General features: G+C 38.3%; 12 protein-coding genes. All 12 read right to left on the bottom strand.

Annotated elements, in window-relative coordinates:
• Window positions 1–254: 254 nt before the first annotated feature.
• The 12 genes from ACFS5O_RS09450 to ACFS5O_RS09395 all read right to left on the bottom strand — a co-directional run bounded on the left by ACFS5O_RS09450 (window position 255) and on the right by ACFS5O_RS09395 (window position 13,944).
• Window positions 255–1,295 carry a glyceraldehyde-3-phosphate dehydrogenase gene (locus ACFS5O_RS09450; protein ID WP_205727028.1) on the bottom strand — a complete coding sequence of 347 codons (1,041 nt, stop codon included), beginning with the start codon at window positions 1,293–1,295 and terminating at the stop codon, window positions 255–257.
• 145 nt (window positions 1,296–1,440) lie between these two features.
• Window positions 1,441–2,037, bottom strand: a complete 597-nt coding sequence (coaE, locus tag ACFS5O_RS09445; protein WP_205727029.1) for a dephospho-CoA kinase — start codon at window positions 2,035–2,037, stop codon at window positions 1,441–1,443.
• Between the two features lie 16 nt (window positions 2,038–2,053).
• Window positions 2,054–2,695 (bottom strand): sporulation membrane protein YtaF, encoded by a 642-nt coding sequence (ytaF, locus tag ACFS5O_RS09440; RefSeq protein WP_066396747.1) that lies wholly within the window; start codon window positions 2,693–2,695, stop codon window positions 2,054–2,056.
• Window positions 2,696–2,756: 61 nt separating this feature from the next.
• Complete coding sequence (gene mutM / locus ACFS5O_RS09435) at window positions 2,757–3,578, bottom strand: DNA-formamidopyrimidine glycosylase (protein ID WP_205727030.1); 822 nt, start codon at window positions 3,576–3,578, stop codon at window positions 2,757–2,759.
• A gap of 61 nt (window positions 3,579–3,639) precedes the next feature.
• A complete protein-coding gene (gene polA / locus ACFS5O_RS09430) occupies window positions 3,640–6,282 on the bottom strand; it encodes a DNA polymerase I (RefSeq protein WP_205727031.1) in 2,643 nt (880 codons plus the stop codon).
• A gap of 210 nt (window positions 6,283–6,492) precedes the next feature.
• Complete coding sequence (gene pnpS, locus ACFS5O_RS09425; RefSeq protein WP_205727032.1) at window positions 6,493–8,220, bottom strand: two-component system histidine kinase PnpS; 1,728 nt, start codon at window positions 8,218–8,220, stop codon at window positions 6,493–6,495.
• A complete protein-coding gene (locus ACFS5O_RS09420; RefSeq protein ID WP_066396754.1) occupies window positions 8,220–8,930 on the bottom strand; it encodes a response regulator transcription factor in 711 nt (236 codons plus the stop codon). Before ACFS5O_RS09420 ends, pnpS begins: the two co-directional genes overlap by 1 nt.
• Before the next feature lie 230 nt (window positions 8,931–9,160).
• On the bottom strand, window positions 9,161–9,637 hold the full coding sequence (locus tag ACFS5O_RS09415; RefSeq protein WP_205727033.1) for a MaoC family dehydratase: 477 nt from the start codon (window positions 9,635–9,637) through the stop codon (window positions 9,161–9,163).
• Window positions 9,638–9,718: 81 nt separating this feature from the next.
• Entirely contained in the window at window positions 9,719–10,657 is a 939-nt protein-coding gene (gene mdh, locus ACFS5O_RS09410; protein WP_205727034.1) for a malate dehydrogenase, read from the bottom strand.
• Between the two features lie 75 nt (window positions 10,658–10,732).
• On the bottom strand, window positions 10,733–12,001 hold the full coding sequence (icd, locus tag ACFS5O_RS09405; protein ID WP_066396762.1) for an NADP-dependent isocitrate dehydrogenase: 1,269 nt from the start codon (window positions 11,999–12,001) through the stop codon (window positions 10,733–10,735).
• Window positions 12,002–12,117: 116 nt separating this feature from the next.
• Window positions 12,118–13,233, bottom strand: a complete 1,116-nt coding sequence (gene citZ / locus ACFS5O_RS09400; protein WP_198767990.1) for a citrate synthase — start codon at window positions 13,231–13,233, stop codon at window positions 12,118–12,120.
• A gap of 249 nt (window positions 13,234–13,482) precedes the next feature.
• Window positions 13,483–13,944 (bottom strand): DUF441 domain-containing protein, encoded by a 462-nt coding sequence (locus tag ACFS5O_RS09395; RefSeq protein WP_205727035.1) that lies wholly within the window; start codon window positions 13,942–13,944, stop codon window positions 13,483–13,485.
• Between the last annotated feature and the right edge of the window lie 38 nt (window positions 13,945–13,982).

The following is a 13,982-nucleotide window of genomic DNA, read 5'->3' as shown; positions in this document are numbered from 1 at the left end:
GGCAAGTTAGTCCAAAGAGGTCCTAACCCTTTAAGTAGCATTCAATGCCTTTGTTTGCTTTATTTGAAGTTCACGAATCATAGTATACTTCTTTTAAAATTTATTTGCAATAACTATGGGCAAATTTTTTTACATCAAATTTTTATTGTTTTTTAAGGATAAAGATCAATCGAAATATACTGGTTCGTTGAAGCGAAAAAAAGAGCTGATGTGTAATCCAGCCCTTACTCATTTATCTATTTTTACTAACGTTTTTATGATACAGAAACATTTTTTTCTTGTACTGGCATATTTAAAGCAACACTTACATGTTTCGCTAGATCTACTACTCTGCATGAATAACCCCATTCATTGTCGTACCAAGCAAGGACCTTCACTTTGTTTCCGTCCATTACCATCGTAGATAAGCCATCTACGATTGAAGAATTTTCATTTCCGTTATAATCAATCGAAACGAGTGGAAGATCGCTGTAACCTAAGATCCCACGCATCGAACCTTCAGAAGCAGATTGGAAAGCGTGATTCACTTGGTCTTTCGATACAGGAGTCTTCAATTCCACAACAACATCCACCAAAGAAACATTAGGTGTTGGAACACGGAGTGCCATACCATTCAATTTACCTTCTAAGTGAGGCAAGACTTTTGAAATGGCTTTTGCAGCACCTGTAGAGGTTGGAATGATTGATGTTCCACATGCACGTGCACGTCTTAAGTCTTTGTGAGGATTATCAATATTCTTTTGATCGTTCGTATAAGCATGTACAGTTGTCATCATGCCAGATTGTACCCCGAACTGATCATCTAGCACTTTAATCACAGGTGCTAAACAGTTGGTTGTGCACGATGCATTAGAAATAATATGATGTTTAGATGAAATGTAATCGCTATCATTTACTCCCATAACAATTGTAATGTCTTCGTCTTTCCCTGGAGCAGTGATAATTACTTTCTTAGCACCCGCTTCGATATGAAGACCAGCAGATTCTTGTGAAACAAATTTCCCCGTTGCTTCTATAACAATATCAACGCCTAACGTTCCCCAAGGTAATTCACGAGGATCGCGAGAGTTAACTAATTGGACTTTTTTTCCATTAACAAAAAGGGCATCTTCTCCAGCAACAACATCTCCAGAATACGTTCCATGTATAGAATCGTACTTAACCATATGAGCAAGAGTTTCAGCTGGATAGCTGGCATTAACAGCTACAACCTCAAATTCATCGTTCTCCATCATTTTGCGGAAGACCATTCTTCCGATTCTCCCCAAGCCATTAATTGCAATTTTTGCTTTCATGAAGCTGCTCCTTCCAATGTGTTATACTCTAACTTGTATCTATCTATAATTAGTATATCATATTGACACTTGAAAAGAACATACTTTTATTTGAATTAGGCTAAAAAAGGGCTTATATACAAAAAAAACAGACCTGAAAAGAAAATCAGGTCTGTTTTTTTGTTTGTTTAAGTAATAAAAGAACATCATTTTCTAATTCTGACAGAGAACCATTATTCATGATAACAACATCTGCCAGTTCCTTTTTCTCAGTGATCGGCATCTGCGAGTGAATTCTAGACAATGCTTGCTTTTCTGAAAACTGATCACGTTTGATCAATCGTTGAAGCTGCACTTCTGGTGCAGCATAGACTAACCACGTTCGATCAACCATATGTGTTAACTTACTCTCAAATAAAAGTGGTATATCCATCACCACTAAAGACTCACTAGAGCGTTGATAAGCATCTGCTTGCCGTCTCATTTCTTTTCTTACAGCAGGATGAACAATCTCGTTCAACATCGTTCTTTTTTCTGAATCGTTGAAGATGATTTCTCCCAATCCTGCTCTGTTTATCGTCTTGTCATCATTTAATATTTGGTCGCCAAAACAGGCTACAATCTTCTCATACGCTTCTTTCTCTGGCATAACAACTTCTCTTGAAATAATATCGGCATCCACAACCGGAATTCCTTGACTCTTGATGATGTTACTGACTGTTGACTTTCCTGTAGCGATGCCTCCTGTTAATCCAATAATCACAAGTTATCCTCCACGGTTACATTTTTAATAATCCCATTACGATCAGTAAAACTCCTGGCAGAACGGACAGACCCTTCATCCAGTTTGTTTTGTTGAAAAGATATAATCCTAGTATCATACCACCCCATAAGAATAAAGCACTCATCAACGCAATGGTAATGGTTGTTAATGAAGGTGACAGGTCGATGAGTGCGGCGCCTATTCCTGCTCCAAATGCATCAAGCGATAATGCTATTCCAAGCAATACGGCTTCTAAGCCCGTAATGGATCCAGACTTATCAATATCAGCCATAACTGGTTTCTTTAGAATGTGTATGACGATTCCTAACGATTTGATTTCAAATAGCACAATGTTCTTAGGTTCTTTTTCCAAGCACTCAACGTTCTCTTTCTCTGGTAAGAAAACCTGCCATAGAGAGTAGATTCCGATTCCTAGAAGAATCACGCCTCCCAATATTTCACCTGTCTTAGGTGAAATAAATTGTTCTAACGTAAATCCAAGCAACATCGAAAGTAAAAAGGTAACAGCTGAACATATTGCGATGATGATAATGGAGCGAAAAGGAATTTTAATGGATTTCATTCCATACGTTAATCCGGCTCCAAAACTGTCCAGGCTGACGGCTAATGCCAACAAAACAAAAGAGTAAGCCACCATTGTTCCTGTACTCCTTTCAGTTAACGGTAAACGTAGTATATGAAAGGAGCACAGAAATGGTTTATTTTTGACAAGTCTTACAAATATGAGTGCCTCTACCCGCTACAACTAATCGTTCAATCTCACTACCACATACGCGACATGCTTCATTTTTTCTACCGTAAACAAATAGTTTCAGCTGAAATCCACCCGTCTCTCCAACTGCGTTCGTGTACGAGCGGATCGAGCTTCCTCCGTGCTTCACAGACTCAGAAAGAATTTCTGTTATCGCGGTTTTTAATTTTTTTAACCGGGGCAGCGTTAATTTATTCGCTTGGGTCTCTGGATGGATTCCAGCCTGAAATAATACTTCATCGACATAAATGTTGCCTAAACCAGCAATAAGAGTCTGATCTAACAATACCGATTTTATATTACGTTTTCGATTAGCAAACAGCTTTTTTAAGAGTGCAGCTGTTAATGAATCTGACAATGGTTCAATACCTAAAGTTTTCAATGGCGCATGACTTTCTTCTGTTCCTTTTGGATACAGATGCATCGTCCCAAACTTTCTCACATCTCGATATCTTAGTTCGGTTCCATCAGAGAACTGAAAAATAACATGCGTATGTTTATCAGCTGGTTCCTCGCTTTGAGATAACCCATATTTCCCTTCCATCCTTAGGTGAGAAACTAACACATCCTCATCAAGATGAAAAATTAAAAACTTACCTCTTCGATACACGGTTTGAAAAGTTTGACCTTTTAGCTTCAAAATGAATTCTTCTGTTCCAGGATGTTTAATAATATTTTCCCAATGTATTTTCACATCTGTAATCATCTTTCCTGGAAGAAATTGATTCAATGTGTTTTTGACATTTTCGACCTCAGGTAACTCAGGCATCTCTTCACCAACCTTATTAGAAAAAACAGCACCCTGAATCTAGAGGATGCTGTTTTTATTACTATTTTGCTTCAAACCAGGAATCTCCCCAATTTACATCTACCTTTAGTGGTACATCAAGTTCTACTGCTGATTCCATCACTTCGCAAACGACCTCTTCAAGTTTTTGCAGTTCATTTTCTGGCACTTCAAAAATAAGTTCATCATGCACAGTAAGCAGCATTTTCGCTTCAAGTTTCTCATCTATTAAACGTTGATCCATATCGACCATCGCTTTTTTTATGATGTCTGCAGCTGTTCCTTGAATCGGTGTGTTCATTGCTGTTCTTTCTGCAAAACTACGAAGGTTAAAGTTTCGGCTATTAATTTCAGGCAGATAACGGCGTCTATGAAGCAGCGTTGAAACAAAGCCATTTTGTTTGGCTTCAGAAACACTGTCCTTCATGTACTGCTGAACACCAGGGAAACTATCCAAATAAGATGCAATAAATTCTCCAGCTTCTTTTCTCGTAATCCCTAAGCTTTGTGATAAACCATAATCACTGATTCCGTATACGATTCCAAAGTTAACGGCTTTAGCGTGTCTTCTCATCTCAGACGTAACTTCGCTTTCTTCTACATGAAAGACGTCCATGGCCGTTTTCGTATGAACATCCATCTCTGTTTTAAATGCTTCCATCAAGTTTTCATCTTGAGAGATATGAGCCAATACACGAAGCTCGATCTGTGAATAGTCTGCCGCAAGAATTTTCCAACCAGGCTGTGAGGCAACAAAGGCATGTCTGATCTTTCTTCCTGCTTCTAAACGGATCGGAATGTTTTGAAGGTTCGGATCGATAGAACTCAGTCTTCCCGTTTGCGCGAGAACCTGATTGAACCGTGTATGAATCTTACCCGTATCTTCTTTTACCACTTTTAGCAGACCTTCAATATAAGTAGATCTTAACTTTCCGAGCTGACGATAGATAAGGATCTTATTAATGATCTCATGCTTGCCTTCTAACTTCTCTAATACATCAACAGAAGTTGAGTATCCCGTTTTAGTTTTCTTAACAGGAGGCAAGTTCAGCTTCTCAAATAATATTTCACCCAATTGTTTAGGTGAGTTTATATTAAATGATACTCCAGCAAGTTCGTGTATATCTTTTTCTAATGCTGTTAACTGAATATCTAAGTCAGCACCCATCTTTTGGAGGGTATCTGATTTTACCTTTACGCCAAATTCTTCCATCTTGGCTAATACAAGAGCTAATGGCATCTCTAGCTGATAGAATAGATCACTCTGTTCATTTTCTTTTAATTTCTCATCCAGAAGATCACTCAACTGAAAGACCGTATGCGCTTTTCTGCAGAGGTGCTCGGCAAGTACCGCTTCATCTTCTGGCAGCTTTTTCTTAGCACCTTTTCCATACACAGCTTCATTCACGTCTACGTTAGACTTCCCATACTGCTTCGCAACATCTGCCACTTCATCTAAAGTTTCGGAAGGATTAAGCAGATAGGACGCGAGCTGGATATCAAAATCAATACCATTCAAGACGATCCCTTGCCCATGTAAGGCTACGTGTGCTCTCTTAGCATCAAACATTCTCTTCTTTTGGTTCTGATCTTGCAGCCATTCATGAAATTCTTCTGATTGATCAGCAAGACTTGCTGGAATATAAAATGTCCCGGCATCATTACTTACAGCAAAACCATGAATTTTTGCTTTATGATAATCTTCAGTTAACGTTTCTACGATTAGGGATGAAGGAGTTTTTAACATGTCAGCTTCAATTTTCGAAACCGTTTTAAAGCTAAGCTCTTCTTTTTCCTCATCTTGAAGAATTTCTTCATCTCCGCCTAATCGTTCAAGCAATGAATTAAATCCTAACTCTTTGAAAAGAGGGAATACTGAGGACGTTTCATAACCGTCGTAATTGGTTTCATCTAGTCCGATTTCAATAGGAGCTTCTTTCGTTATCGTAGCAAGCTCTTTACTCATGATGGCTTGTTCTTTATTCTCTGTTAATCGCTCTTTAAGCTTAGCACCTGAAATCTCATCTATTGAATCAAGAACTTTTTCAATCGTTCCATATTGTTTGATCAATTTGATCGCAGTCTTTTCACCAACTCCAGGTACTCCTGGAATATTGTCGGAAGGGTCTCCCATTAGGCCCTTCATATCTATGATTTGATGAGGTGTAATTCCGTACCGCTCGTTCACTTGTTCTACGGTGTATGCCTCCACCTCAGTGATTCCTTTTCGAGTTAACACGACTTCAACATCAGGCGTAACGAGTTGAAGTAAATCTTTATCTCCTGTAAACACTTTCACATCCCAGTTTCCATCAGCAGCATAAGAAGCAAGGGTTCCAATGATGTCATCTGCTTCGTAATTTTCAAGCTCATAGCGTTTGATTTTAAATGCATCTAATAATTGTCTGATAAACGGAAACTGTTCAGATAATTCCGGCGGGGTTTTCTGACGCCCGCCTTTATATTCACCAAATGTCTTATGGCGGAATGTTGTTTTCCCGGCATCAAAAGCAACAAGGATATGTGTAGGCTTCTCGTCTTCTAAAATCTTTAAAAGCATCTGTGTGAAACCATACACAGCGTTTGTATAAACACCTTTGTCGTTGTTTAAAAGAGGTAGAGCAAAAAAAGCTCTGTATGCAATACTATTTCCATCAATAAGTACTAATTTATTTGTTTTCGCCAAGTCCGTAACCTCCTGAGGACATTTCTTCTATCATCTATTGTATCACGATGACAACCAGAAACAAAAAAGTAGGAACAGAATAGCTCTTGGCCATAAAAAAGGCGAGAATCCATGATGGACTCTCGCTAAGGGGGTACTGAAAAAGGATACTTTAATCATAAGATTAAACTGTTAACTAAAGAAAACAAATGTGTAAAAGAATTGTAAATCTTACAACTCAAATTTCTTCGGAAACAGAATTGTAAACTGTGACCCTTCTCCTGGCTTACTCTGAACTTCTATTGTTCCGTGATGAGCTTCTACCAGATGCTTGACGATTGCAAGCCCTAATCCAGTACCTCCTGAATTTCTACTTCTAGCTTTATCTACACGGTAGAACCTTTCGAATATACGAGGAATCTCACTTTCCTTGATACCGATTCCTGTGTCTGTGATCAATAACTTTACATGGTCTTTTAGTTCTTCCACTATTACATTTACACGGCCACCAGCAGGCGTGTAAGTTAAACTGTTCGAAACAAGATTAATGATGATTTGTTTCAATCGAGGCGAATCTCCATCCATAACCGTTTTACCAGAAATATCTACCGATAGAACAATACCTTTCTTTTCAGCTTTAGGCTGAAGAATCTCAAAGGTATCGTTTACTAAAGCACCAAGATCAACAGATTGAGTTTCCAGGTGAAAACCTTGTTCACTTTTAGAAAGATCTAACAAGTCTTGTATTAGCGCCTGTAGCCGATCACTTTCATTTAACATGATCGTTAAAAACTTGTTACGATATTCTTTATTCTCACCAGCACCATCTAATAAAGTCTCAGCAAAACCTTTCAATGATGTGATCGGCGTTTTAAGTTCATGTGAGACGTTAGCAACGAAATCTTTTCTTACTTGCTCAAGTTTCTTAAGCTCTGTAATATCGTGAAAAACCAGCACGATTCCTTTAAGCTTACCTCTAGCGTTCATGACAGGCGCACTATAGACATCAAAATGTTTTGTATCGATGTGAATAGGAATCACAGTATTTCTTCTCACTTTTTTTTCAGTTAAATATGTTTCTTTTACAATTTCCTTGATGGATGTGTAAGGAAATACTTCATAGAAGAGATGACCCGTCCAATAATCTGTATGTTCTTTAAAGAGTTCTTTGAACGTTTTGTTTACTAAGTTGATATAGCCGTTTTTATCAATAAGAATAAGTCCGCTTCCCATATTCTCTATTAATGTGATCAAGCGATCATGCTGAGATTCTTGGGATTTTGTCATCTTCTCTAAGTTCCGTGCTAATACGTTTAATGAGTAGTTCAACTCTCCGATATCTTCTCCAAAATACTCATACGTTCTCGCTTTAAAATTACCTTTTGCAAGCTCTTTCGCAGTCTGTGTCGCCTCTTCTACAGGTCTGACGATCTTATGAATCACTTTAAGCGACACGTATAGAATGATGATAAAACAGATCAGGAAACCAATTGACATCATGATCCAAATCGATCTTTCTTCTGATTCTGCAGCATCTTCTGGTATAACGACCTGAATATATCCCGTCTCGTCTCTCTTTTTTAACGTATAGTATAATTTGCCGTTCTCATTCTTTTGAGCTAGTTTTTCACTATTCGGCACATTTTCTTTTTTGAACAAAGACATGTTTCTAGGACTATTTGTGTCCGATGAATATTTCACGTTCCAATCTGAATCGACGACATAAATCTCACCATCAAGATCTTTAGAAGCCGTTCTTAAAAGATTCATGATGACTAGCTTCGACTCTTCAGTCTTGAGAACCTGTTCGATCAAACTTAATTCACCTTTATAAAAAGCCATCCTCTTATCTTTCACACTATGGTGAACAATGTTCCCCATGATTAGAGCTAATAGAATAAAAACCAATAAAATACCGAGCAGGAAAAAGGTAAGTACTCGGTTCTTAAAATCATGCATTATTGAGGCTCCTCTAGCTTATAACCTAATCCCCTTATGGTTTTAATATAAATTGGCTTACGTGTATTAGTCTCGATTTTCTCCCTTAAATGACTGATATGAACATCCACAATTCGTGTGTCACCTACAAAATCATAATTCCAAACTGCAGAAAGCAGCTGTTCCCTTGAAAGCACACGACTCTTGTGTCTAGCAAGATAGACGAGTAGTTCAAATTCTTTTGGTGTAAGTTCTAGTGCTTTTTCCTTGAAATATGCTTCATAGTTTTCTGGATAAATATCAACCTCACCAATTTTAAGATGTTCTACTTCTTCTTTTTTCTTTTCTGATTCTGTATTGACTGATGTTGACCTGCGGAGGATTGCCTTTACCCTTGCAACCACTTCTCTTGGGCTGAACGGTTTTGTCATATAATCGTCCGCACCTAACTCTAGGCCCAACACTTTATCAAACTCATCATCCTTAGCCGTTAACATGAGAATAGGAATATTTAGTTTTCTTAGACGGAGTTCTTTACATACTTCTATTCCATCCATTTCCGGCAGCATAAGGTCTAATATGATTAGATTAGGTTCTTCGCTTTCCGCTTTTTCTAATCCACTCTTGCCATCCATTGCCGTAACTACTTGAAATCCTGCTTGTTCTAAGTTAAATTGCAACAATGTTGAGATCGAAATTTCATCTTCTACTACGAGTAACTTTTGGCTCATCATATTCCCACCTTTTTACGACTTGTACAAATTCATCATACTATTTTTTTTATAGTGTGTACAAAAAACGCAAAATTTTCATAGTGGCTTTACATATACTTAACATTTCCTTTACATTAAAGGCGTTTTATTCTTATATTTCCTTCTATTCTACGGATTTAATCGTAATTACTACATATAAAACTGCTTCAGAAAAATGAACGTAAAAATAAACCTTTCATAAGAAAGGTTTAGAAATTTTCCATCGTATTAGATGTAATTGATTTTGGAGCATATGGGGGACAAACTTGCAAGGTACTCTTCAGCACTTCGATTCCTTCCTCATTTTCAGCTCTAACGTTCATATTAACAATATGCTTATCTCTGTTAACTTCCGTAATTTCAAATAAAAAAGTTAATTTCGAATAATGATAAACGGGTTTAATAAATGTAAAACTGGATTCTACGATGGAACTACCAGGACCCGGTAAATATTTTGATACCGCTGATGTCACCATTCCCATTAACATAACCTGAGGGACGACTGGCTTTTTATAAGGTGTTAGTGTTGCATAATCGTGTTGGATAAATAATGGGTTATTGTCGTTCGTTAAGCCTAAATACAAAAGAAGATCTTTATCTTCTATCGTTTCTTGCATCTCTAATTTTTCTCCAGCTTGGATCTCATCTATTTTCCGTCCAAGTTTTCGTTTTTTTCCGATCAGCATTTAATGACCCCCTCATTATGATAACGCTTTCATTTTTAACAGGAGAAAAGATTCGGGAGTTAACCCGAATCTCTCACACGCTTATGCTAATACTTTCATAACTGATTTAACAGATTCAGCCGATTGATCAAGCGCTGCTTTCTCTTCTGCAGTCAGCTCAAGTTCGATGATCTCTTCAAGACCACCACCCCCAAGAATCGTTGGAACGCCAAGACAGATACCATCGTAACCATACTCCCCTTCTAAGAAAGCGATAGATGGAAGCACTCTACGCTGATCTTTAACAATCGCTTCTACCATCTCAACTAAAGAAGCTGCTGGAGCATAATAAGCAGATCCGTTACCTAAGAGATTAACGATCTCTCCTCCACCTTTACGTGTGCGCTCAACAATTGCATCTAGACGTTCTTTAGAGATTAATTTCTCTAACGGAATTCCACCTGCATAAGAGTAGCGTACGAGTGGCACCATATCGTCTCCGTGACCACCAAGAACAAAACCAGTAACATCTTTTACAGAAACGTTAAGCTCCATAGCAACAAACGTACGGAAACGTGCTGTATCTAGTATTCCAGATTGTCCGATTACACGGCTTTTAGGGAAACCAGACTCTTTTAATACCGTGTAAGTCATCGCATCAACTGGATTTGTTAAAACGATAATCGTGCAATCAGGAGAATGTTTAACGATTTCTTTCGTTACACTTTTCATGATCCCAGCGTTTGTGTTCACGAGGTCATCACGGCTCATCCCAGGTTTACGAGCAATTCCCGCTGTTATAACGACAACATCGGATTCAGCTGTATCTGCATAATCGCTAGTACCTGTAATTAACGCATCAAAACCTTGAACAGGACTTGCTTCCATCATGTCGAGCGCTTTACCTTTTGTAGGGTTTTCCATTTGAGGAATATCAACTAATACTACATCCCCAACTTCTTTTTGTCCTAAGATAAAAGCCGTTGTTGCTCCTGTAAATCCTCCACCAATAACCGAAATCTTTTTTCGTTTGTTAGCCATGTTTTCCCCTCCAGGAACAGTTTTAAAAGTATAAATGATGTTGAGAAAACCCCTTATAAAAAGGGGTCGTTTAGATTACATGTTTTTAATTAGTTCGTCAGCAAACTCAGAACATTTAACTTCTGTAGCGCCGTCCATCAAACGTGCAAAATCGTAAGTAACAACTTTACTTGCGATTGTGTTTTCCATAGAAGAAAGTACTAATTTAGCAGCTTCTCCCCATCCTAGATGTTCAAGCATCAACACACCTGAAAGAATTACAGATGATGGGTTTACTTTATCAAGACCAGCATACTTCGGTGCAGTACCATGAGTTGCTTCAAAGATAGCATGTCCTGTCTCGTAGTTGATGTTAGCACCTGGTGCGATACCGATACCACCAACTTGTGCTGCAAGAGCATCAGAGATGTAATCTCCATTTAAGTTCATTGTTGCAACTACATCAAACTCAGCTGGACGAGTTAAGATCTGTTGTAAGAAGATATCAGCGATAGAGTCTTTAACAATGATCTTTCCTGCAGCTTCAGCATCTGCTTGTGCTTTGTTTGCAGCATCTTTTCCGCTTTCTTCAACGATGCGGTCATACTGAGCCCATGTGAATACTTTGTCACCAAACTCAGCTTCTGCTAACTCATATCCCCAGTTCTTGAAAGCACCCTCTGTATACTTCATGATGTTTCCTTTATGAACTAATGTTACACTCTTACGTCCTTCATTGATCGCATACTGAATAGCTGCGCGAACAAGACGTTGAGTACCTTCTGAAGAAACAGGTTTGATACCAATACCAGAAGTTTCAGGGAAACGAATTTTGTTAGCACCCATTTCATCTTGTAGGAATTGAATCAACTTTTTAACTTCATCAGATCCACTTGCATATTCGATACCTGCATAAATATCTTCTGTATTCTCACGGAAGATAACCATGTTTGTGTCTTCAGGACGTTTAACTGGTGAAGGAACACCTTTAAAGTATTGAACAGGACGTAGACAAGTAAATAGATCCAACTCTTGTCTTAAAGCAACGTTTAAAGAACGGATTCCTCCGCCTACTGGCGTTGTTAATGGTCCTTTAATCGCAATTATGTAATCGCGAATCACATCAAGAGTTTCAGCAGGAAGCCATTCACCTGTTTGGTTAAATGCTTTTTCTCCTGCTAGTACTTCTTTCCAAACGATCTTTTTTTCACCATTATATGCTTTTTCAACAGCAGCTTCTAATACACGTGAAGCAGCAGCCCAAATATCAGGACCTGTACCGTCACCTTCGATAAAAGGGATCACCGGTTGATTTGGTACGTTTAATACACCATTGTCGACTGTAATACGTTCTCCGTTAGACATTTCTAAATTCCTCCTAATTCTTGTATTGCATGTACTTTACTAGTCTACTAAAAAACATAGGTAAAAGAGAAGAAGAATCCCTTCTCTTTTTTGTGGTATAGCCTATTGTTTTTATCTTATCTTTGTTCTAGAGCAACATATTGCTGCATATCAGGTCCGATATATTCAGCACGAGGGCGGATCAAACGGTTGTTTTCGTATTGCTCTAAGATATGTGCAATCCATCCGGAAACACGGCTGATCGCAAAGATCGGCGTGAATAGATCATGATCGATGCCTAAGCTGTGATATACACTAGCAGAATAGAAGTCTACGTTTGGCAACAATCCTTTTTTCTGCTTAAGCGTCTCATCAATCTTAACGCTCATCGTGTACCATTTCTCTTCACCTGTGATAGATGTTAGCTGTTTAGACATTTCACGTAAGTGTTTTGCACGTGGATCGCCGTTCTTATAAACACGGTGACCGAAGCCCATAATCTTTTGCTTGTTTTCAATCGCGTTATCCAAGTAAGATTCTACGTTTGCTTCCTCACCGATTTCAGAAAGCATCTTCATTACCTGTTCGTTCGCTCCACCATGAAGTGGTCCTTTTAGTGCACCGATTGCTGCTGTTATTCCTGAATAGATATCAGAAAGTGTAGCCACACATACACGCGCTGTGAACGTGGATGCATTAAGTTCATGGTCAGCATGTAATACTAATGCTTTGTTAAAAGCTGTTTCAGAAATTTCATCAGGCTCTTTGCCTGTTAGCATATATAGGAAGTTAGCAGCATAGCTAAGTTCTTTTTTAGGAGCAATAGGATCTTTTCCTTCCCTAATACGTGCAAATGCCGTTACAAGTGATGACATCTGAGCTTGAAGACGGATGGCCTTTTTGTAGTTACCATCTGTAGACATATCCTCTGCTTCTGGATCATACATCGCTAATGTCGACACGATTGTACGCAGAACAGTCATAGGATGTGTGTTCTTCAAAGGAAGCGATTTCATTTGTTCCAACAATTCTGCAGGCAGCTCACTAGCCTCAGCAAGTTCTGACTTAAATGATTCTAGTTCAGATTGGGAAGGCAGTTTACCATTCCATAGCAAGTATACAACTTCCTCAAAAGTTGCATGTTCAGCTAAGTCATCAATGCTATATCCTCTATAGGTTAATACATCGTCAATGATAGAGCTGACAGAAGATGTCGTTGCAACAATTCCTTCTAATCCTCTTGTAGCTGTCATGGCTATCTCTCCTTTTTTTCTGTTATTCTCTCTTCTCCTTTAATTGTTTCACTTTTTAAAAAATAGAAAGAGCTTACATTCTTCTTTTAATAAAAAAGCTGGATTCAAGGTTACATTCCCAACTTTTTTAATCTCGAAACTGAGACTTGAAAAATGAAAGACTATTTAAAGGAAATGGGACATACACATCAATTATAAACAATAATCTGATATTTGTGAACGGATATCACTTAATTCGTGCTGAAAGCGTCATAAACCTGAAAACATTCCTACTACTTTCATAGCCATATAAGCGATTCCTGCCCCGATCAACGGTCCAACTGCCACTCCTTGAAAAAGTGCCACGGCAAGGATCGTCCCGAAGACTAAAGCTGCCGTGATATGAGGATCATTCTGAAGCAGGTGAAGTCCTTTACTTGCGATCACTGCAACAAAAATGCCAGATAATAGAGCAACCCACGCATAATAAGAACGCAATGAGTCAGTCAACTGTTTAAATCCGATTTCACCAGATGCTATCGGAACTAAGACGGCAATTGTTATGATCGTCACACCCCAATTGATTCCTTTTTGCTGAATAGCAGGAAACCATTTGTCTCCCAAACCGGTAAATTTTAACACCAACAAAAATGCCACTGCGACAATCAACGATTGATTTTTTGCAAGTAGGCCAATAACCAATAAACCCAATAAAAAAAGTAATGGACCCATTGTTTTCATTCCTTTCTAAAAGATTTGTACGAAAAGGC

It is taken from the genome of Fictibacillus nanhaiensis (assembly GCF_042686385.1).
In the GTDB taxonomy this organism is placed as follows: domain Bacteria; phylum Bacillota; class Bacilli; order Bacillales; family Fictibacillaceae; genus Fictibacillus; species Fictibacillus nanhaiensis.
This window is presented reverse-complemented; position numbering and strand designations above follow the sequence as displayed.